At 59.2% G+C, this 21,349-nt stretch carries 19 protein-coding genes; 10 read left to right on the top strand and 9 right to left on the bottom strand.

Translation table 11 applies throughout. The features are described 5' to 3' along the window. Positions 1-492: 492 nt before the first annotated feature. Positions 493-5,367, bottom strand: coding sequence for a beta strand repeat-containing protein (locus QD336_RS05435; protein ID WP_499169731.1), 4,875 nt, complete (start codon positions 5,365-5,367; stop codon positions 493-495). A gap of 339 nt (positions 5,368-5,706) precedes the next feature. Here QD336_RS05435 and aqpZ point away from each other — a divergent pair, with 339 nt between their 5' ends. Both aqpZ and QD336_RS05425 read left to right on the top strand, forming a co-directional pair. Further along, entirely contained in the window at positions 5,707-6,432 is a 726-nt protein-coding gene (gene aqpZ / locus QD336_RS05430; protein ID WP_499169729.1) for an aquaporin Z, read from the top strand. Between the two features lie 52 nt (positions 6,433-6,484). After that, the gene (locus QD336_RS05425; RefSeq protein ID WP_269341849.1) at positions 6,485-6,778 is read left to right on the top strand and encodes a hypothetical protein; all 294 of its coding nucleotides are present in this window, start codon (positions 6,485-6,487) and stop codon (positions 6,776-6,778) included. A 213-nt stretch (positions 6,779-6,991) separates the two neighbouring features. On the opposite strand, the gene QD336_RS05420 is transcribed toward QD336_RS05425, so the two are convergent. Continuing rightward, entirely contained in the window at positions 6,992-8,929 is a 1,938-nt protein-coding gene (locus tag QD336_RS05420) for a glycosyltransferase family 2 protein (protein WP_499169728.1), read from the bottom strand. Between the two features lie 170 nt (positions 8,930-9,099). Between QD336_RS05420 and QD336_RS05415 the strand changes: the two genes are divergently transcribed. Then, complete coding sequence (locus QD336_RS05415; RefSeq protein WP_499169727.1) at positions 9,100-9,861, top strand: transporter substrate-binding domain-containing protein; 762 nt, start codon at positions 9,100-9,102, stop codon at positions 9,859-9,861. A 39-nt stretch (positions 9,862-9,900) separates the two neighbouring features. Here the strand turns inward: QD336_RS05415 and uppX are convergent, their stop codons facing one another. After that, complete coding sequence (gene uppX, locus QD336_RS05410) at positions 9,901-11,193, bottom strand: Wzx-type polysaccharide biosynthesis protein UppX (RefSeq protein WP_499169726.1); 1,293 nt, start codon at positions 11,191-11,193, stop codon at positions 9,901-9,903. Between the two features lie 285 nt (positions 11,194-11,478). Between uppX and uppY the strand changes: the two genes are divergently transcribed. After that, positions 11,479-12,774 carry a Wzy-type polysaccharide biosynthesis protein UppY gene (uppY, locus tag QD336_RS05405; RefSeq protein WP_269341855.1) on the top strand — a complete coding sequence of 432 codons (1,296 nt, stop codon included), beginning with the start codon at positions 11,479-11,481 and terminating at the stop codon, positions 12,772-12,774. Positions 12,775-12,800: 26 nt separating this feature from the next. Continuing rightward, entirely contained in the window at positions 12,801-13,553 is a 753-nt protein-coding gene (locus tag QD336_RS05400) for a polysaccharide deacetylase family protein (RefSeq protein ID WP_499169725.1), read from the top strand. Positions 13,554-13,615: 62 nt separating this feature from the next. Here the strand turns inward: QD336_RS05400 and QD336_RS05395 are convergent, their stop codons facing one another. Both QD336_RS05395 and QD336_RS05390 read right to left on the bottom strand, forming a co-directional pair. Next, complete coding sequence (locus QD336_RS05395; protein ID WP_499169723.1) at positions 13,616-14,266, bottom strand: S24 family peptidase; 651 nt, start codon at positions 14,264-14,266, stop codon at positions 13,616-13,618. A gap of 112 nt (positions 14,267-14,378) precedes the next feature. Continuing rightward, positions 14,379-15,029: a response regulator gene (locus QD336_RS05390; RefSeq protein ID WP_499169722.1), complete on the bottom strand. Its 651-nt coding sequence runs from the start codon at positions 15,027-15,029 to the stop codon at positions 14,379-14,381. A gap of 251 nt (positions 15,030-15,280) precedes the next feature. Between QD336_RS05390 and QD336_RS05385 the strand changes: the two genes are divergently transcribed. Both QD336_RS05385 and QD336_RS05380 read left to right on the top strand, forming a co-directional pair. Beyond that, complete coding sequence (locus QD336_RS05385; protein WP_269341860.1) at positions 15,281-15,634, top strand: DUF952 domain-containing protein; 354 nt, start codon at positions 15,281-15,283, stop codon at positions 15,632-15,634. Then, complete coding sequence (locus QD336_RS05380) at positions 15,634-16,725, top strand: quinone-dependent dihydroorotate dehydrogenase (RefSeq protein ID WP_499169721.1); 1,092 nt, start codon at positions 15,634-15,636, stop codon at positions 16,723-16,725. The genes QD336_RS05385 and QD336_RS05380 overlap by 1 nt, the downstream gene beginning before the upstream one ends. A gap of 104 nt (positions 16,726-16,829) precedes the next feature. Here the strand turns inward: QD336_RS05380 and QD336_RS05375 are convergent, their stop codons facing one another. After that, complete coding sequence (locus tag QD336_RS05375) at positions 16,830-17,327, bottom strand: CAP domain-containing protein (protein WP_269341864.1); 498 nt, start codon at positions 17,325-17,327, stop codon at positions 16,830-16,832. A 1-nt stretch (position 17,328) separates the two neighbouring features. Then, on the bottom strand, positions 17,329-17,595 hold the full coding sequence (locus tag QD336_RS05370; protein ID WP_269341865.1) for a DUF6460 domain-containing protein: 267 nt from the start codon (positions 17,593-17,595) through the stop codon (positions 17,329-17,331). Positions 17,596-17,764: 169 nt separating this feature from the next. Here QD336_RS05370 and QD336_RS05365 point away from each other — a divergent pair, with 169 nt between their 5' ends. The 3 genes from QD336_RS05365 to QD336_RS05355 all read left to right on the top strand — a co-directional run bounded on the left by QD336_RS05365 (position 17,765) and on the right by QD336_RS05355 (position 20,164). Next, on the top strand, positions 17,765-18,706 hold the full coding sequence (locus tag QD336_RS05365) for a class I SAM-dependent methyltransferase (protein ID WP_499169720.1): 942 nt from the start codon (positions 17,765-17,767) through the stop codon (positions 18,704-18,706). 135 nt (positions 18,707-18,841) lie between these two features. Next, positions 18,842-19,453 (top strand): YitT family protein, encoded by a 612-nt coding sequence (locus QD336_RS05360; protein WP_499170022.1) that lies wholly within the window; start codon positions 18,842-18,844, stop codon positions 19,451-19,453. A gap of 69 nt (positions 19,454-19,522) precedes the next feature. Next, positions 19,523-20,164: a YitT family protein gene (locus QD336_RS05355; protein ID WP_269341869.1), complete on the top strand. Its 642-nt coding sequence runs from the start codon at positions 19,523-19,525 to the stop codon at positions 20,162-20,164. Between the two features lie 26 nt (positions 20,165-20,190). On the opposite strand, the gene QD336_RS05350 is transcribed toward QD336_RS05355, so the two are convergent. Beyond that, positions 20,191-20,652, bottom strand: coding sequence for a carboxymuconolactone decarboxylase family protein (locus QD336_RS05350; RefSeq protein WP_499169718.1), 462 nt, complete (start codon positions 20,650-20,652; stop codon positions 20,191-20,193). Between the two features lie 96 nt (positions 20,653-20,748). Then, positions 20,749-21,252 (bottom strand): RrF2 family transcriptional regulator, encoded by a 504-nt coding sequence (locus QD336_RS05345; protein WP_269341873.1) that lies wholly within the window; start codon positions 21,250-21,252, stop codon positions 20,749-20,751. Between the last annotated feature and the right edge of the window lie 97 nt (positions 21,253-21,349).

Genomic DNA, 21,349 nt, shown 5'->3' with positions numbered 1-21,349 from the left:
AACGCGAGCGAGGGAGGCCGCGCCGGAAATTTGCGGGCAACTCTCGCCACCTTCGGTCAAGTGTTTCGGCACGCTATTGCAACGGCGGGGTGGAGAAGGACCTGACGGGAGCTCCGGCGCAGGACGCGGAGAAAAGTTGTGCGATCACCGTCGAGATAAAAGCAGGACGGTAACAGCGATCAATGCACGGCACGATATGGGCATCGCCACAGATGGCGGCAGCCTGCTTTCAGGCACGGAATCGACCTGCCAGCGGATATTCGGCCTATAACCGTCTATTCCATCTATCGACTTGGTTCTTCTCTTTTTGACCCAACGTGCATGCCACCATTATCTGTGGGGCCGCTATACCTGCTTCGAGCGACCGCTCGAAGCAGGTATAGCGGATGGCCCCATTCCTTGATTGGCTAGGCGCTTAACGAGATCTCGATCCACGCGCAGTGATCTTCCAACAAGAATAACAGTCTCCACCGCGCGTCTCATGCGCGAAAATCAGACGTCCAGATAGGACAAAATGGCTGCAGCGACGCTCGGCTCATCGGTTGAAGTGGAGGGCGCGATACTCTGGGCGGGGCTGTCTGCCAGTTCGTCGCTATTCAGTGCCGCCACCTGCGTCGGCGTCATGGCGGCGATCTGGCCTGGAGTGAAGGCGGCCGCCTGGGAGGCCGTCAAGGCGGCGAGCGCACTGGTGCTCAGTCCGGAGATCGCGTTTGAACTCAAGCTGATGATCTGCTCGGCGGAAAATGCGGCGAGGTCGTCTCCGCCAAGCGCCGCTGCCTGCATTGATTTAAGGGCAGCGACCTGTGAAATTGACAGCGCGCCGATTTGCGCAGAACCCATTGCTGCCACCTGGCCGTAACCCAGCGAAGCGACCTGGCTTGTCGTCAAAGCGGCTATCTCCTCAGACGACAGGGACGCTACAACGGTGGCGGACAGGCCCCTGATCGCCGTCGAACTGATCGCGGCGAGTTCTTCGGTCGAGAATGTTTTCAGACCCTCTATCGTCAGCCCGGAAAGCGCGGACGAACTCAGTGCGGCGATCTGGCCGGTGGAGAGCGCCTGGATCTGGTCCTTGCCGAGAGCGCTGATCTGGTCACCGGTCAATCCGGCGACGCCCGCTGTACTCAAGGCTGCAACCTCGGAGGACGAAAGGGTGGCGATGAAGGTCGTAGACAATCCCTTTATCGCGCTCGGGCCGATTGCGGCGAGCTCCTCCGGCGAGAAGGTGTCCAGCATGGCCGCAGACAGGCCCTTAAGCGCATCCGAACTCAATGATGCTATGTGACCGGCGGAGAATGCTTCGACCTGCCCAACACTCATTGCGCTGGTCTGTGCGCTGCCAAGGCCTGCCACAGCCTTGGCGTCCAGAGCGGCGATCTGGCTTGTTGAAAACGAGGCGATGTCGGCGGTATTCAGTGCCGCAATCTGTCTGGCGGTAAGCGCGCCGACTTGGGCGTTGGTCAGGGCACCCACTTGACCGCTGGTCAAGGCGTCGACCTGTCCGGTGCTCAGGCCCGCTATTGCTGCGGTGCTGAGTGCCGCGGTCTGCGCCGCCGTCAGCGACGCGATAGTCTCTGCCGACAAGCCCGCGATCGCATTCATGCCGATTGCAGCCAGTTCCGTGGTGGTGAAGGTGTTCAGATCATCGGTGCTCAGCGCCGCCAGCTGTGTTGAGTTGAGCGCGCCAATCTGGGCGCTTGTCAGAGCGCTCACCTGATGGGTGCTGAGGGCTGCGATCTGATCGGTGGTCAGGCCAGCTATGCCTGCCGTCCCGAGGGCAGCAATCTGGGTTGCTGAGAGCAAGCCTATATCTGCTGTGCTCAGCGCCGCAATCTGTTTGGAGGTGAGGGCGCCGACCTGGGCGCTGCTCAGGGCATCCACCTGATCGGTACTAAGTGCGTCAATCTGGCCTGCGGTCAGGCTTGCTATTGCAGCCGTTCCCAAGGCCGCGATCTGACCCGTCGTCAGCGAGGCAATCGCTGCTGTCGACAAGCCCGGGATTGCATTCGAGCTAATTGCGGTCAGCTCAGCGGTTGTGAACGTGCTTAGAGCATCGGGGCCAAGGGCGGCAATCTGTTTCGAGCTGAGAGCGCCGATCTGGGCACTTGTCAGAGCTTCCACCTGATCGATGTTGAGGGCCGCGATCTGATCCACCGTCAGGCCCGTTATGCCCGCAGTGCCGAGGGCGGCGATCTGGGTCGACGAGAGCGAGGCGATGTCGTCCGTGCTCAGCGCCGTGATCTGTTTGGAGGTGAGGGCGCTGACCTGGGTGTTGGTCAGGGCGGCCATTTGATCGGGCTCGAGTGCTGCGATCTGATCATTGGTCATGCCCGATACCGCTGTCGCGCTTAGTGCTGCAATCTGCGCAGTCGTCAGCGAGGCGATTGTAGCTGTCGACAGGCCCGGGATCGCATTCGAACTGATTGCAGCCAGCTCGGCGGTGGTGAAGGTACTCAACTCACCGGTATCGAAAATTGCAATCTGTTTCGAGCTGAGCGCACCGATCTGGGCGCTGGTCAGAGCCTCGACCTGATCGCTGGTGAGGGCCGCAATCTGATCGGTGGTCAGACCTGACATGCCCGCAGCACTGAGCGCGGCGATCTGGGTTGCCGAGAGCGAGGCGATGTCATCCGTGCTCAGCACTCCGATCTGCCTAGAGGTGAGGGCACTGATCTGGACACTGGTGAGGGCCTCCATCTGACCGCTGGTGAGGGCGGCGACCTGTCCGGTGCTCAGTCCAGCAATGGCAGACTTACTCAGCGCTGCGATCTGGGCTGCTGTTAGCGAAGCGATCGTTGCTGTCGATAGGCCCTGGATCGTGCTGGGGCTGATCGCCGCAATGTCCTTGGTGGAGAAGGTTGCAATGTCGTCCGCGCTGAGTGCCGCGATCTGTTTTGCGCTAAGAGCGCCCACCTGGGCGGTGGTTAAGGCCTCGACCTGAGCGGTACTCAAGGCGGCGATCTGTGCAGTACTCAGGACACTGATGCTTTGCGTGTTCAGAGCCGATATCTGACTTGCTGCCATGGAGGCTATTGTCTCAGCGGACAAACCCTGGATCGCACTGGAACTGATCGCCGCAATGTCCTTGGTCGAGAAGGTTGCAATGTCGTCCGCGCTCAGGGCCGCGATCTGTTTTGCGCTGAGAGCGCTGACCTGTGCATTGGTCAACGCTGCTACCTGGGCGGTACTCAAAGCGGCGATCTGCGCGGTGCTCAGCGCATTGATGCTTTCCATATTCAGGGCCGCAATCTGAGCTGTCGTCAGGGAGGCTATGGTCTCTGCCGACAATCCCGGGATAGCCTTCGAACTGATGGCGGCAATCTCCCTAAGTGTGAATTTCGCCAGACCGTCCGGTCCCAGCGCCGAAACCTGCGTGGCGTCGAGATTGAGGACCTGTGCGCTCGTCAGCGCTTCTGCCTGACTGGCGCTGAAAGCCGCCAGTTGCCGGGAGCTCAGTCCCGCAATGCCCGCGGCGCTCAGGGAGGCGATCTGGGCTTTTGACAGAGCCGCTATGTCATCTGTGCTCAGGGCGGCAATTTGCGCCGAGCTCAAGCTTGCTATCTGCTTGGTCGACAGGCGCGAAATCTGATCAGTGCTCAAAGCGCTGATCTGGTTGCTCGAAAGTCCCGAGACGCTGGAGGCGCTGATTGCCGCAATCTGGATTGCGGAAAGCGACGCTATGGTGTCCGTGCTCATTGCCGCAATCTGTCCCGAGCTGAGAATCCCGATCTGGACGGTGGTCAAGGCCGAAAACTGACCGGCGTTCAAGGCTGCAATCTGATCGGTGGTCAGACCCTTGATGCCCGCTACGCTTAACATGGCGGTTTGGCTGGTTGACAGAGCCGTAATATCGTTGTCCAGGGCTGCAACTTGTGCCGCACTCAATGTCTTAAGCTGCGCGGCGGAGAGAAGGCCGACCTGGTTACCGCTCAGGGCTTCAATCTGATCGGTCGTCAGGCCTGTTATCGCATTGGTGCTGAGGGCCGCGATCTGGCCATTTGTAAGTGCCGCAATGACATCCGTGCTCAAGCCCGGCACGGCTTTATTTGTGATTGCTGCTATATCGGCGGTCGAGAATGTCGCCAGGTCCTCCACACTCAAGGCCGCGAGTTGTGTCGAAGTCAGTGCTCTCACTTGTGCCGAGGACAGAGCCTCGGCCTGATCGGTGCTCAAGGCTTCGATCTGATCGACTGTCAGGCTTGCGATCGCGCTGATACTCAGGGCGGCAATCTGAGCAGTCGACAGGGTGTCTATCTGGTCAGCGAAGGCCTGGAACTGTGCTGCGCCGAGGGCACTCAACTGGGCGGTCGTCAATACAGCGATCTGATCTGAGCTGAGCGCGGCGATCGCCGCAGTGCTCAAGCGGAGTATCGCTTTAGCCGTAATTGCGGCGATATCGGCGGTGGAGAATGTCGCTATATCTTCGGCGCCAAGGGCCGCAAGTTGCGTCGCACTCAGCGACGTCACCTGCGCCGGCGAGAGGGCTTCGATCTGGCGCGTGCTCAAGGCCGCGATCTGCGTCGTTTTGAGTGCGGCAATCTGAGCCGTCGTCAACGCGGCGATCTGATCGGGGCTCAAGACTTCGATCTGGCTGGTCGTCAGGGTCGCAACCGCGCCCGTGTTCAGGGCAGCAGTCTGATCTGAGCTAAGCCCCGCGATCACCTCCGTGCTCAGGCCCAATACGGCTCTGCCCGTAATTGCCGCGATATCGGCGGTGGAGAAGGTTGCTATGTCCTCCGCACTCAAGGCCGCGAGTTGCATCGAATTCAACACCTTGACCTGTATCGGAGACAGGGCTTCGACCTGATCCGGTCTCAAGGCCGCGATTTGAGTGGTCGTCAGACTTGCTATTGCGCTCGTGCTGAGGGTAGCGATCTGATCTGGCGTAAGCTCCGTTATCGCTTCCGTGCTCAAGCCTGGCATGGCTTTAGCCTTGATCGCTGCAATGTCTGCGGTCGAGAAGGTTGCGATATCCTGCGCGCTCAGAGCGGCAAGTTGGGTCGCGTTGAGGGCACCCACCTGGGATGAGGTCAAAGCCTCGACCTGATCTGTGGTCAGGGCATCAAGCTGCGTGGCGGTGAGTGCGGAAATCTGCCCCGTATTGAGACTGGTGATGGCGTATTGATCGAGGATGTTCAGTTGATCCAGCGTCAAACCAACTATGGCGCCTTGCGAAATGGCGCTCAACTGTCGGGAATCGAGAACTTTGACATCCTCTGTATCCAATGCTGCAAGCTGAGCCGAGGAGAGGGATCTGATCTGAGCCGTGGAAAGCGATGCCACGTCTTCGGTCGTCCAGGCTGCGACCGCCGCTGTCGAAAGATATTTGATCTGATTGACATTCAGGGAAGAAATAATCGACGTCATGTCTGAAAAATCCTAAAGGTTAAGTCCAACCTCTCAACAGCCAACGGATGATTTCCTTGCCCAAGCCCCGAAGCGCATCGACTCAAGTCCACCAATTTGTAAAGGTTGAGTACGCAATCGGGCTTGCCTGAACCTGAAGTTGTTAAGTTCTGCCGATCTCGGTTTGCGATATATTCTCGAAACGTTTCAGGGCGCCGACGAGCGAACAGAGGCCGAGGAAAGCCGCGCCATATCGGGACGGATTCGCTCTTGGCAGCCGCGTAAATATGCAATTTTGCTTGACTACGATTAAATTGCACGTAATAGTTGATGCAGACGTAGCATTGTGGGATGGGTGTTATGAGTCGCAAGCTTCTTTCGGAATTTCTGGGTACTTTCTGGCTCGTGTTCGGGGGCTGCGGCAGTGCGGTTTTTGCCGCTGCTTTTCCTGAACTCGGCATTGGTTTCCTTGGTGTCGCTTTCGCTTTTGGCCTGACGGTTCTGACCATGGCCTATGCGGTTGGCGGCATTTCAGGCGGTCATTTCAATCCGGCGGTTTCCGTCGGTCTCACCGTTGCCGGCAAATTCCCGGCAGCGAGCCTCGTGCCCTATATTGTGGCGCAGGTTCTGGGCGCGGTCGTCGCGGCTGCGGCGCTTTATGTCATCCTCACCGGCAAGGCGGGGGCTGAACTCGGCGGTTTTGCCGCCAATGGTTATGGCGAACATTCTCCGGGTGGATATTCGCTCGTATCGGCGCTGCTGATCGAGGTCATCCTGACGGCGTTTTTCCTGATCGTCATTCTGGGGTCGACGCATGGCAGGGTTCCGGCCGGCTTCGCGCCGATCGCCATCGGTCTTGCCCTTACCCTTATTCATCTGATTTCCATTCCGGTCACCAACACATCGGTCAATCCGGCCCGCTCGACGGGGCAGGCCTTGTTCGTGGGCGGGTGGGCGCTGCAGCAGCTCTGGCTGTTCTGGCTCGCTCCGATCCTTGGCGGCGCCATTGGCGCTGTGGTCTGGAAAATTTTCGGCGAGGAAGAAAAGACCGGCCATGCCGGTTCTGTCCAGCCTGCGCAGACCTGAATAAGAGGCTTTGTTTTCCCGAATGGTCGGGGAAACGACTGAGGAGGATGACATGGATCTTGCTTCGATATTGGCCCAGATCGTCGGTGGTGCGGTTGGCGGCACGGCCGGCGGAAAGATAGTGAAGGATTCCGATCTTGGTTCGCTCGGTAACCTGATTGCCGGCGCCATTGGTGGCGTCGGTGGCGGAACCGTGCTTGGATCGCTGCTTGGGGCGGCCGGAGATGCGGCAGCAGGCGGTGTGGATATCGGCGCTATTGCCGGTCAGCTCGTTGGCGGCGGTGTCGGTGGTCTGATCGTCCAGATCATCGTCGGCCTGATCAAGAACAAGCTCGTCGCCAGATAAAGCCGTTCGGTCGCTTGATCATGGAATGACGGACCTTGCCGGAGGAGGAGCTTCGTTCGGCAAGGCGTTTGGATATGCATATGTCGATGGTTGCGGCATGCAAGGTCTGAAGCGCCCTGCAAATGGTCGTCCCGTGCGCCGCAAGTTGCAAAGAGGCTCGCGAGGCCGGCCGCAAGAGGTATCGGGACCGCCTGGTTGCTATCGTGTGCCGGGTCAGGCGCTGTTCCTGGCAGACGGCACATGTGGCGTCTTGTTCCAGACGAAGGGGCTGGTTTTGAGCTCCACCACCGCGCGCCAGGCCGCGACGGACAGCATCAGCCAATATAAGGGTATGGCCAGCCAGCGCCTTCCGACCCGTCGCCTTTCATAACCGATCATTCTGCTCCGCCCCATCAGCACGAAGATCGTGTAGCTTCCGGCAATATTCAGCACATCGACGGCAAACAGAAGGCCCTGCGAAGAGAGCAGCATATCCGCGCCATTTTCCCGGATGGCCATGGCCATGAAAGCCAGGGCAACGAAGAGCAAGGGATGGGCCAGCGACGACAGAAGCATGCCGCCGATCAGCAGCTGAAAGACCATATAGGCAATCCACCCCATGTGGCGCGCGGTCGCAAAAGGCGCACGGGTCATCACCAGCCAGCTTTGCAGCCAGCCTTTGTACCAGCGCGTGCGCTGGTTCAGCCAGACGGGCAGCGCAGTCGGCGCATCCTCCAGCGTCTGCCGCCGGATGACGCCGCAGCGATAACCGAGCCGGTGCAGCCTGAGGCCCAGATCGGCATCTTCCGTCACATTGTAGGGGTCCCAGGCACCGACCCGCCGCAACGCGGCGGTGCGGAAATGATTGGAGGTACCGCCAAGCGGCAGCGGTAGTCCACGGGCGGCGAGGGCGGGTAACATGCAGCGGAAGAGACCCGAATATTCCAACGCGAAACAGGCGCTGAGCCAGGAGGAGGAGGCATTGGTGATGATAAGCGGCGCCTGCAGGCAGGCGACATCGTCCGGCTGATCCCGGAAGGCGGCATGGGCTTCGCGCAATTGCTGCGGGTGTGGCCGGTCTTCCGCGTCATAGACGACAACGAAGGTGCCGCGCGCGCCGGAGAGAGCATAGGTCAGGGCCTTTGGTTTGGTGCGCGGCAGGGAGGAAGGCACCCTGACGAGCTCCATATGCGGGCCAGGATTTATCCGCTCGATCGCCTCGATGGTTGCACCGTCGTCGGCCTCGCATATCAGCTTGATGTCGAGCCGGGATCGGGGCCAGTCCAGGCGCTCCAATGCCCCGATGAGCTGCCCGATGACAGCCTCTTCGCGGTAAAGCGCCACCAGAACGGTATAGATCGGCAATTCGCTCTCCTGCGGGAGAGGCAAGACGGTTGCCGCGTCGTTTTCGGCAGGGCTATGCAGGAGTGCAAGCAGCCGGAAAAGCAGGGTGCAGAGGTAAAGCATCGTCAGGGTGACGTGGAGATAGAGCAATGCCGCCTGCGTGTAAAACAGCAGCGACAGGATGAGCAGGGTGGCGAGAACGCCGCCCACAAAACCCTGCTGGCCGTGCAGCGTGATCCTGGCGGAATGTTGTGGCGCAGTGTTGAAAAGCCGCTGCCGGGTTTCCGCCGAACGGCGCGCCTCGCCCGCTTTCCAGATTGCGCTGCGCATGGCCTGCGGTGTGGTCACGGCAAGTTCGTCTGAAAGATGCGGATATTGTTCCAGCATGTTTTTCAGCAATTCCATCCGGGCAAGTTCCGGCACGATCAGCAGCACTGTTTTACCGTTCAGTGGCGTCAGCCGCAAAAACCTCGGTTCGGTGAGTTGAGTGTCCAGATCATTCAGATCCGCCACCCGTTCCGGGCCGATTGCCGGGGTGAATGGCAAGCGCAGAAATCTGGCGAAAGCACCGTAATAGGCTTCCGTCGTGACGAGGCCGCTTGCCAGCAATTCGTCTTCCACGGTCGAGCCGTTTTCCAGCGCCCGCTGCCTGAAGGCGTCGACATAGGGTTTGCCGAATCCCAGTGAGAAGAGAAAACGGGTCTGCCTCGCCTCATCCTGTTCGGGGGCACTCCAGAGTGGATTTTCGTCGGTGCCCGAAAATGCAATTTTTCGTCCGGCCGGCGTCGTGCGAAATGATTCTCGTGTATAGTGCCTAAAATAATCCATGCATCGCCGCCGCCCTCATGGCGACGCCCCACTTCCTTTCACGGATAGTATAGATGAGAATAACGAATGTAACGCGGAATATAGGTCTTGTATTTACTTTAGCTTTCGCTTTGCAATTTGTTGGTTATTTTAGTGAAGCCCATGCGGAAGGCCTGTCGGATGGAAATCGCATGCCGGTGTTGTTCGACGCGCAGGAGCGGTTTCCGGGTGGCGATCTTTCCTCCGTTCCCCGCATCAGGTTTCTGATGTCGGTTGATTTCCCGCCTTTCAATTTTACCGATCAGGAAGGCCGGCTTGCGGGTTTTCATGTCGATCTGGTGCGGGAAATCTGCGCCCAGCTGAAGGTGGAAAGCAAATGCCAGGTGCAGGCGCTGCCGTTTGACGAGCTGGAAGCGGCTCTTGAAATGGGAGAGGGCGAAGCAGTGATTTCCGGCCTCGCCACCACTGCCGATCTGCGCAAGAGCTTTACCTTCTCGCGGCCCTATCTGCTGCTGCCCGCCCGTCTTGCCGTGAACAAGACGTCAAAATTCACCGGCTCCGGGGCGGATGCGCTTTCGGGAAAGAAGGTGGGTGTGGTTGGCAGCTCCCGGCACGAACAGATGCTGAAAGCGTTTTTTCCAAAAGCCACGGCCGAGAGTTTCGATGGCTACGAACCCATGTATGAGGCGTTGAAGGCAGGCAAGGTGGACGCGATCTTCGCCGACGGTCTGCGCCTGTCTTTCTGGGTTTCGGGAAGTGCGTCCGAAGGCTGCTGCGCGCTCTTCGGTGGTCCTTACATGTCTGACCGGTTTCTCGGCGAAGGCCTGTCCATCATGACGGTCGATCCGGATAACGTACTGGTGCCGGCTTTCGATCAGGCGCTGGCCGCCCTTTCGCGAAACGGCCGGCTGGAAGAAATCTACCGGCGTTATTTCCCCTATGGGCTCTATTAGAGGGAGCCGGCCTGTCCGGACCGGCCCTGACACCGGCCTTTATTTGGCTGGCGCGAAAACCTCTTCGTTGCGTCGCAGGCGCAGAAGCGCAATCCACACGGCGGCGGCGATGGCGGTTTCCACCATGAAATAGCTGCCGATCGTTCCCGAAATGCTGAAGGACCAGGTGAAGAAGGCGACGACGACGGAGCCGATGAGATTGCCGCTGTTCCAAATCTTGGCGCGAATATCCTGCCGCCCGGAAGCGCCGAGCGCCTCGAGCGCGGTGGCCGCAACGGCCATGGGCAGGACGGCCCAGCAAAGCACGCGGGTGATGATGGGCAGCGAGACATATTCGTCGCCGAACAAAAGCGGCAGGAAGGGTGCGATGATGAAAATGACGAGCGCGCTGCCCGTTGCGATGAAAAGCGCCGCCTTCAGTACGTTATAGGCACGCTCTATGGTCTTGGTAATGCCCTGCAGGGCAGCGGAGGCCGAGCCCGGATAGATCAGCCGGTTGAGGGCCTCGACGGAGAGATAGGAACTATCGAGAATGCGCCGGGCGATGGAATAGCTGCCCAGCACCTCGGCGCTGGCAATGGCGCCGAGAACCAGAATATCGGCATTGCCGCGCACGGCCTTGAACAGGAACTGGGTGGAAAACAGGATGCCGATGCGGATTTCCTCACGGACGATCCGGAATACCGGCCTGCCGAGTCTCGCGATCGCCTTGACGGAAACCATGGCCGCAATGGTGTGGGCGGCAAGGTTCCACAGCGCCCAGGCCTCAACCGTTTCCACCTTGAAGATGAGGCAGGCCACCACGGCGGCAATGGTGCGGGCGACAGCGAACATCACTTCCAGCTTGTTGGCCGAGCCGAAGTCGGAATGGGCGATGAAGCTCTGCGTGGAAAGCGAGATGACCTTCAGGAGAACGAGGTTGGTGAACAGGATCAGGAAAGTGGTGATCAGCGTGTGCAGCAATGTTTCCGAGGTCGGGAAAAACACCGGGATCGTCACCATGCCGATGATCGTCAGTACCACGCCGGTCGCAGCACTCAGGAGATAGCTGTGGCCGAGCATGACGGGAAACATGCTGCGATCCTGCGCAACACGGCGGATCAGCGATTCCTGCGAACCGATGCCGCAGATCTGGACGCCGAGATTGGTGACGGCGGTAATGGAGGCGTAAAGCGCGAATTGTTCGACACCGAGATGGCGGGCAAGCAGTGCAAAGGTCAGAAGCTGGGCGGCGCTTGACATGAGGAGCGCCCCGCCGGATGCCATATAGGTCAATCCCAATCTGACTAGATGGCCGAGCCGCGGCGTATTGAACGACACCTCATTCTCCATTTTTTCCGGCATTACCGGGCGAATTCAAAAAGGAACTGTCCTGTTTTGAAATGTGACGAACTGAAAGGCCGGCGACCGGGCAATAATCCGACACCGATAACCCGAATGAATGACAGTTTCTCCTGTCTTAGCCTTCTTGAGGTAAGAGAGGGTTAAAGCAATTGCACAATAATGATGATAATGACTGTTTATGGTTATTTGGACATGGCCCTGTTTTAGAAGGGTTTCGTTGTTCGTCACAAGGCAGGCCCATGATCCGATTGTCCAGTTCCGGTGCACGCGACCATGCCGCGTTTGGCTGATACGCGGTCCATTGCTTCCGAGAGCAGCGCCATCTCCCTGTCGGGTGGCCGTCGCGACGCGATTTTTTTCGTCGTCACCATGCTCTATATCTGGATTTCCGTAGCCCCCTTCGAAAATCTTGCCGCTCCCCCCGTGCCTCACGCAGCAGCAAACCAGCTGACCGGGCTGATGATTGCGGGCATGCTGGGGGTTTTTGCGCTGCGCCACCGGCTGACTGGCCTTCTCCTGCGGCCCCGCTTGCCCATTCTCCTGCTGTTTTTCTGGCTGGTCATCTGCTCGGTGCTGGGTGCTGAACCCGGCACGTCGCTGCAACGCCTGATCTTCACCGCACTTTTATGTTTCATCACCAGCGTTCTGGTCGTCATGCCGCGCGACCGGCGGCAGTTCGACCGGATGATGGCCATCTTCGCCCTCATTTTGCTGGCGCTTTGCTATCTCGGCGTGATCTTCCTGAGTTCGCGCTCGATCCACCAGCCCTACGACCTTGATGAGAAGGCGCTCGCCGGCGATTGGCGTGGCATCTTCAATCACAAGAACGCAGCCGCTCCGGCCATGATCATTCTTTTCATGATCGGGCTTTACCTGCGCAACGCCTGGTCGGTGCTGGGCGGCATTGCGATTACGCTGCTGGCCGGGTTCTTTCTCTGGAAGACTAACGGAAAAACGGCGGCCATGCTTTTGCCCGTCACCCTGGCGCTGGTCTGGATCATGGAACGGCATGCCCACCGCACCTTGCTGATGATCGGCGGTCTTCTGGCCTTCCTCAACATCGTCGCGGTTGGCTCCACCTATTTTCCGAGCATACAGAATTTTGTCGAAAGCCTAGGCATCGATTCCACCTTCACCGGGCGGACGGACATATGGCGCCTATCCTTCGACACCTTCGCGCAATCGCCGATCTTCGGGCAGGGGTTTCAGGCTTTCTGGACGAGCGACCGTTTGCTGTCGCAGGCCGATATTGCCGGCACCTGGGCGGTCACCGCTTTCCATGCCCATAATGGCTATGTCGAAAGCCTGCTGAATGGCGGCTTGCCGGCCTTCATTCTTACCGTTCTGTGGTTGGTCATCATACCGGCAAATGATTTCCGTACGGCGGTGGTCAAGGGCACGGATCCGGGGCTGACCCGACTTTTTGCACGAATTTGGGTGTATGCGCTGCTTTCTTCGTGTCTTGAGAGTAATTTCTTTACCGGAACCGGGCCTATTTGGTCTTCTCTGCTGATCGCAGTCTATTGTTTGAGGCATCAGGCCTACGACATACTTGAACAGGGGCAGTAATTTGCAGACAGGCCGGGGGGCTTTGTATGACACAAAAAATCGGGACTTTTGCAGACCGGATCAATAACCGGCTGGTGCGGTATTTTCCGGGACCGCAGGCGCGGATCGAAACGTCCGAACCGATCGTGTCCTTCACATTCGACGATGTGCCGGCAACCGCCTGGACAGAGGGTGCGCGCATTCTGGAAAAGGAGGGCGTTTGCGGGACGTTTTACATCGCCGGCGTGTTCATCGACAAATATGATGAACAGCAGGAGATGATTTCCGCGAAAGGTTGCTCGGAACTGGCGGCGGCCGGTCATGAGCTTGCCTGCCACACCTTTTCCCATCGCAAACTCTCGAGTTTTTCACGACGGGGGCTTGAGGCGGATCTCGATCGTAATGACAGCGTGCTGGGATCCTTTGATGGAAGCCGTCACGGGCGGAATTTCTCCGTTCCCTTCGGCATGGCCTCACCGCTCATGCAGCCGCTCTTGCGGCGCCGGTTCAGAACCGCGCGCGGCATCATGCCGGGCATCAATCGCGGCAGCGTCGATCCGTATAATCTTGCGGCCGTCGAGTTGCGTGCGGATCAAAACTACCTCGACGCCGCCGACCACTGGCTTGAGGATGTTTTGCAAAAGGGCGGCTGGCTCATCATCTTCACCCATGATGTTTCGCAGACACCAAGCTTCTACGGTTGCCCGGAAGGCCGATTTGAGGGCCTCGTCCGCAAAGCGGTGTCTGGCGGTGCGAAGATCATGACGGTCGATGCCGCCGCAAGGACATTCGGCCTTTAAAGCAATGGTCTCGGCGCGCCTTGCCCGAGCGATGCCGGGAAACCCATGCCCGCGATTGCGGGCTACTGGCTGGCCCAGATGATGCGGGCGATCCATTCCACATCGGCCATGTCGAAGCTGCGATTGGGATGTTCGGGGTTGAGCGAAAGAAGCTCGATGTTTTTGGGGCTTTGCCGCGCCAGTACCTTGGCCATCACTTCGCCATCGCGGCTTTTCAACACCACGCGGTCACCGCGCCGCACCTGCGCACCGGGCTCCACGATGAGGATGTCACCATCGCGGTAAAGCGGCATCATGCTCTCGCCCTGCACTTCCAGCGCGTAGACGCCCTGCTTGCGTTCGGGAGAAGAGGGAAACTCCACCACATCCCAGCCTTGACCCGCCGGAAAACCGCCATCATCGAAAAAGCCGCCGGAACCGGCCTGCGCAAAACCAAGCAGGGGAATGGCATTGTCCACACCGGAAGGTTGCATCGTCTGCGCCCTGCTGAAAGCATAACCGAAAAACTGGTCGACACTGGCTCCCGTCGCCTCCAGCACCTTGGAGACGGATTCCGTCGAGGGCCAACGTTTGCGGCCATCCGGCCCGAAGCGTTTCGATTTATTGAACGAGGTGGGATCGAGGCCGGCGCGCTTCGCCAATGCCGAAGGCGTCAGCTGATGGCGTTCGGCAAGCGTATCGATGGCGCTCCAGATCGTCTCGTGTGACAGCATGATAGAAAGCCCGCAAATGGAGCCGATAGCGGAAAGCTCCTGTCGTTTACTGACCGCAATCTAGCCCAAATCCGGTCAGGAGTAAAGGAATGAAAGGAATAAAATCCTTGCCCTAAGCCACCATGGCCGATGTATTTATCTTGGCGAGCTGGATGACCGCCTGCGTGCGGCTGTCGACCTTGAGCTTCAGCAGGATAGCCGAGACATGTGCCTTGATGGTGGCCTCGGAAACATTGAGTTCATAGGCGATCTGCTTGTTCAGCAGCCCTTCGGCCAGCATGCCGAGCACCCGGCTCTGCTGCGGTGTCAGCGTTCTGAGCCGGCCGATGAGGTCGGCCACGTCGGGATCCTGCTCCTTCTCGCCATGGTGACCCGCCGGTATCCAGACATCACCTTCCATAACCGCACGAATGCCGTCGCGAATATCGTCAATGCCCGATGATTTCGAGACGAAACCGGAAGCGCCGAGTTCGATCGACCGGCGCACGGTGGTGGCATCATCCGTGGCCGAAACGATGACGATCGGCAGGCTGGAAAATTCCGCTCTCAGCGCCATCAGGCCTGAAAATCCGCTGACCCCCGGCATGGCGAGATCGAGAAGCATGAGATCGGCGTCGTTGCGCGCTGCGGCTGCACGTCGGGCAGCCTCGAAATCCCCGGCCTCGATGATGGTCTGTTGCCCGTCGAGACCGGATACGGCCTGTTTCAGGGCACCGCGAAAAAGCGGGTGGTCATCTGCGATGATAATGACAAGTTCCGACATTCTGGCCCCCTCCCAAGGGCGTTATGCGGTTCTTTTTCAGCGATTGGCTCACTCCCTTGCCGGTGGTCGAAACACGGCCGGCTCCTCCGCCGAAGGTTGCGCCAATCGCTCCGGCATTACAAGGAAAAGCTTGTGGACAGGCGGCCTTTCAGGGCTTCCGCAATAAAAATGCCGTGGAAACTGTGGACAATCTTCAAGCTTTGCGGCAAACCGCCCGGACAGGAAAGCGCTGGAAAGCCTTGGAGAACGCCATGCAGGAAACGCCCGCGATCATCTATAAAATCGTGCCGGAGACGTTGTGGAGTGCCGCCAGGGCAAAAGGTGTCTTCGAAGGCGCGGCCATCGATCTGACCGACGGTTTCATTCATTTCTCGACGGCAAAACAGGTGGCAGAGACCGCCGCGCGGCATTTTTCCGGCCAGGTCGATCTGCTTCTGATCGCCGTCGACGGCGCAGCGCTTGGCGACAAGCTGGTCTATGAACCATCCAGGGGCGGCGATCTTTTTCCGCATCTCTACGCCCCGCTTCCCTTAAGCGCCGTGCTTTGGGAAACGCCGCTCTCACTCGATCATGATGGCCAGCACCAGTTTCCGGAGATTTTGTGATGAACGGATTATTTTCCTCTGTTGGCCGCAAGGGCCTGTTTCTCATCGATCCGGAAAAGGCGCATGGGCTCTCCGTCGCGGCGCTGAAAAGCGGTTTCCTGCCCACCTGCATGGTGCCGCACGATCCGCGCCTGCAGCAGACGGTGGCGGGCCTTGTCTTCCCCAATCCGCTCGGCATGGCGGCGGGGTATGACAAGAATGCGGAAGTGCCGGGCCCGCTTCTGAGGCTCGGTTTCGGCTTTACCGAAATCGGCACCGTCACGCCGCGGGCGCAATCCGGCAATCCCAAGCCGCGCATCTTCCGCCTGGTTGAGGATGAGGGCGTCATCAATCGCCTCGGTTTCAACAATGAAGGCCATGCCGCGGCGCTGGAGCGCCTTAAGCAGGCGCGTCTGCGTGGCATCGTCGGCGTCAATATCGGCGCCAACAAGGATAGCGAAGACCGCATCGCCGATTATGTGCAGGGCATCGAGGCGTTTTATTCGGTCGCATCCTATTTCACCGTCAATATTTCATCGCCCAACACGCCCGGCCTCCGTGACCTGCAGGCACGTGAAAGCCTTGCCGCACTCCTGTCGGCCGTGCTGGAACGCCGCAAGGCGGAAGCGGAGCGCCTCGGCAAACGCATCCCCGTCTTCCTCAAGATCGCGCCCGATCTGACGGAAGAAGGGCTGGACGATGTTGCCGAAGAAGCGCTCGCCCACGATCTCGATGGTCTGATCGTCTCCAACACCACGCTTTCGCGCGAGGGTCTGCGGCCCGGTCCGCACAAAGGTGAGGCCGGCGGGCTGTCGGGCAAGCCGCTCTTCGAGCTTTCCACCACGGTTCTCGCCAAGATGCGCCGTCGCGTCGGCGCCAATTTGCCGATCATCGGCGTTGGTGGCGTTTCATCTGCGGAAACGGCTTTGGAAAAGGTGAGGGCAGGGGCCGATCTCGTGCAGCTTTATTCCTGCATGGTCTATGAAGGCCCCGGCCTGCCATCGGCCATCGTCAAGGGCCTGTCGAAGCTGGTCGCCCGCGAGGGTGCCGACTCCATCCGTGACCTGCGTGACAGTACAGTGGACCGCTGGGCGGATCGCGCGCTCGGCTGAGTGCGACCCGGAGGTCTAGGCAGCGTGCCCGTCAGGGCTCTCTATCCTCATCCCGTGCTCGTCACAGGAATGAGGGAGGCGGGTGGTTTCCCACCCCTTCTATCTCAGGCGCAGAGCACCATCGCCCAATAGGGCCGGTTGCGGCTGGCGGCATCATAGGCGACAGCGACGCCAAGGCCGTTATAAGGCCCGAGCATGTTTTCGAGATGGTGCTGCGAGCCGATCCAGGCCTTGACGACACGCTCCACGCTGTCCTGCCCGGCCGCCACGTTTTCCGCTGCCGGAAGCGGCACATTGCCGTCCTTCATGCGGATGAGGAAACTATCGGTCAAACCTATCAGATGCGCCATCTTCTGCGCCTTGACCATGCGGCCGGCCTGATAGGCGGCGGCACCGCTTGCCGCCCCATTGATGGAAAGCGGCGAAAGCCCCTTTGAGCGGCGCAGATCGTTGACCATCGGAAGCGCCGCTGTCGTCTCGTCTCGGGTGCCTGAAGGCAGACCCTTGTTGGTGGGCATGGAAACGCAGGCGGAAAGGACGGAACCGGCGGAAATCAGCACGAAGCCGCGCCGGGTAAGCGTCTGAAGTGAAGTGTCGGTCATGTCAGCGGCGATAGCTCAGGAGGCGCAGGATGATGAAAACGGGAATGACGATCGTGGCGCCCAGGATCAGATAGTCACCGATGGCGCCCAGCGCATGGAAACCGCTGCGCCACAGATCGACGATGAAATCGCGTGCGCCATAGATGATGTTCCACGGCGTCAGCCCGAAGATCGCCATCAGAAAGCCGACGAGCAATGAAACGACGAGCAGCTTCACCACGGTGCGGGCCACCGTATCACCCAGCATTTTATTGACCTCACCGGCCATCAGCAAGTCTCCTGTTTTGTCCTGACATATGGGGCGCACCGCCGTGATGCAAGTTTTCACGCACTATATCGCGCCATATTCGCCAATTCCACGCAGGGGCCATGAAATAGGACTTGAGTTTTTTTATGGCTTGATAAATGACAGCCAGCATCTTCTCAGGAAATCATGAATGGCCCCAAACCAGTTTTCTTCCGGTGACGTCATTGCCGACCGCCGGGCGGACTATGCCCGCATGTTGGCGGAAGGCGGTGACTATCCCGCCGCCGCCGAACTCATGGAGCAGGCGCTTGAACTTGCGCCACGGTGGACGGCGGGCTGGTTTCGCTTCGGAGAATACCACGAAAAGGCGGGGGAGACCGCAAAGGCAGTGACGGCTTACGAGAAAGTCGCCGAGCTGGATGCGGAAGGACTGTTTGCAGCCGAACTGAAGCTCGCGGTTCTCGGCGCCGCGGAAACACCGGAACAGCCGCCGAGCCGCTACGTGGAAGGGTTGTTCGACGATTATGCCGATCGTTTCGAAACCTCGCTTGTCGAGAAGCTGGATTACAGCGTGCCGCAAAAGCTGGCGGAGCTGATCGCCAAGGCGGCTACAGGCGGCGCCTTCGACACCATCGTCGATATTGGCTGCGGCACCGGTCTCCTTGGCATCGAAATCCGCTCTCTGGCAAAACGGCTCGAGGGTTTCGATATCTCCCAGAACATGCTGGCCAAGGCCGACGAAAAGGGTCTCTACGACCATCTCGGCCAGGCCGATCTTTCGCTGGAGGCGGAGGCCTCGGGACTGTTCACCCCGGCGCTGGCGGAACACCGTGCCGATCTCGTCGCCGCTGCCGATGTGATGATGTATCTCGGCAGCCTTGAAACCGTCATGCCGCTTGTTTCTGCCCTGCTCGCGCCATCAGGCTTCTTTGCCTTTTCGGTGGAGGATGCGGGGGACGAGGAAGGTTTCGTGTTGCGGGAATCCCTTCGTTACGCACACTCCAAAAGCTACGTGATCGATCTTCTTGAGCGGACGGGCTTTTCTCCCATCGAAATCCGCAAAACCACCATTCGCAAGGATGCCGGAAAACCCCTTTCCGGCATTCTCTTTCTTGCCCGCGCCAAAGCCTGAACATTCCGTTTCTTGCCTTTTTCACGATAGGTCAGGCTTGCTTACGTATCCATCTTGATCGGCTGTTTTTTGCAGTGCAAAATATGCCGGAAACCTGAGGGAAAAAGCGTGAGCACAACGAGAAGCGTTTACGGCATGTGGAGTTCCGATCCGGCCAGGCATGCGCCGGTGGAAGACGTACAGGGCATCGTCACCGGTGCCATCGTCTCGGCGCTCGGCTTTTATCTTCTGAACAAGGTCGGCCTTTTGACCGGCGGCACGGCCGGTGTCGCCTTTCTCCTTCATTATGCCTTCGGCATCAGCTTTGGCCTGCTGTTCTTCCTCGTCAATCTGCCCTTCTATTATCTGTCGTTCCGTCGCCTCGGTCTCGCCTTTTCCTTCAAGACCTTCATCGCCATCGGCCTCGTGTCAGTGCTGACGGAAGTGGAGGCGCGCTGGATGGTCATCGACAGCATCAATCCGCTCTGGGCGGCGCTGCTCGGTGGTCTGCTTCTGGGTTATGGGTTGCTGGCGCTTTATCGCCACCGCGCCAGCCTTGGCGGCATCGGTATTCTCGCCATCTATATTCAGGATCGTTTCGGCATTCGCGCCGGCCTTATCCAGCTGGCTTTCGACGCCTTTGTCATGCTCTGTGCCTTCCTCGTCATCGATCCCGCCACGGTCGTCTATTCGATTGTCGGCGCTTTTGTCCTCAACATGTTCCTCGCCATCAACCACCGCTCGGACAGATACATCGTCCTGCGTTAAGTTTGAGCGCTTGAAATTCGTCGGGCTTCGGCGCAATAGCTGGGCAGATCGAAAGTCAGGGGAAAATGCATGGACGACACCACTGCGCGCAGGCGATTGAACCTTTGGACGTCCGCGCCAGATCGCCATTCGCTACTGGAAGATGCGCAGGCCATTCTGGCGGGCAGCATGCTGATTTCACTCGGTGTCACGCTGTTTTCCGCAGCAGGCCTTCTCACCGGCGGTGTGGTGGGGCTCGCGTTTCTGGCGCATTACGCCACTGGCTTCAGCTTCGGCGCGGTGTTTTTTCTCACCAACCTGCCGTTTTATTATCTCGCCTTCCGCCGTCTCGGCCTTGCCTTTACGGTGAAGACCTTCTGCGCCATCGCCATGACGGCGCTGCTGTCGGAATATATGCCGGGCTTTTTCGCTTTTGAGAGCATCAATCCGATTGCCGCTGCACTCTTCGGCGGATTGACGGTCGCCGCCGGCATGCTGGCGCTGTTTCGCCATCGCACCAGCCTCGGCGGCTTCGGCATATTGGCGCTTTATCTTCAGGATCGTTTCGGCTGGCGCGCCGGCCTCGTGCAGCTTGCCTTTGATGGCATGGTGCTGGCCTGCTCCTTCTTCGTCGCGACGCCTTTCATTATCCTCTGCTCCATTCTCGGCGCGCTGGTCATGAACCTCACGCTCGCCGTCAATCATAGAAACGACCGCTACATCGCCATGTAGCGGTCGTTCGATGTGGTCAAGCTGGTTCAGGCTGCCTTTGCGGCGGCTTCGACCGGATGCTGCGAACGGAAACCAACGGCGATGCGGTTCCAGGTGTTGATCGTGCCGATCGCAACCGTGATCTTCACGATGTCTTCCTCGGAAAAATGCGCCTTCAGGGTCTCGAAGGCGTCATCCGGCGCGCCGGTTTCGGCAATTTTCGTCACCGCATCCACCCAGCCGAGCAGCGCCCGTTCCTGCTCGGTATAAACGGGGGATTCGCGCCACACACTCATCAGGTTGATCCACTGTTCAGAAAGCCCGTCATGACGGCTTTCTTTCACATGCATGTCCACGCAGAAAGCGCAGCCGTTGATGATCGAGGCGCGCAGCTTGATGAGGTGAATGAAGCGGCGCTCAAGGCCGCTGCCCTGAACATAGTTTTCAAGCGCCATAACGGCCTTGAAGGCTTCGGGGGATGCCTTGGCATAGTTGAGACGGGTTTTCATGGGTTTCTCCTTCGGTCAGGTCTGTTTCAAGTCACGGGTGGTCGCTCCGGAAAGCTGTCCTGCTTTCCGGTGTTTCGATAGGTCGTTCTGCGGTCTTTAGCGCGCCGTCGTCTTGCGCTCGTTCATCTCCAGAAAGGCGCAGCCGCGCGCGGCAATTCCGCCATCGTCGTTGGCGGCAAGATCGCTCAGAATGTCGGCGATGGTGGCTTTGGCAAGTTCGGCGCGATAGGCCTTTTCCGCCTTCAGCATCGCGGCATTGATGCCGCAGGGCTTGGTGAAATAACGCCCCGGCAAGGGGTTCGGCCCGCGCTGGCGGATTTCGGCGCAGCGGAAGGCAGGCTGCGGCCCTTCCACAGCCAGCACGATATCAAGCAGGGTGATCCTGTCGGTCGCCCGGGCCAGACGGTAACCGCCCTTCGGCCCCGGCACGGTGGCGACAATCCCGGCATTGGACAGCGACTGCAGGTGCTTCAGAAGATAGCTCGTGGAAACGCCGTGGAATTCCGCGAGCGCTGCTGCCGACAGCACACCACCTTCGGAAAGCCCCGCCAGCATGCCCACGCTGTGAATGGCCTGTTCAACGCCGTCTCCGAGTTTCATCGGTCTTTCCCACGCTATTGCCTGACTATCGTGGATATTATTTATCCACGATTCTGTTTTCCTGTCAAGCGGAGGCGTTACGCTCTTCTTTTTCGCA

The organism is Rhizobium sp. BR 250, assembly GCF_047445855.1.
In the GTDB taxonomy this organism is placed as follows: domain Bacteria; phylum Pseudomonadota; class Alphaproteobacteria; order Rhizobiales; family Rhizobiaceae; genus Agrobacterium; species Agrobacterium tumefaciens_I.
Note: the sequence above shows the minus strand (reverse complement) of the source record. Positions and strands in the feature narration are given on the sequence as shown.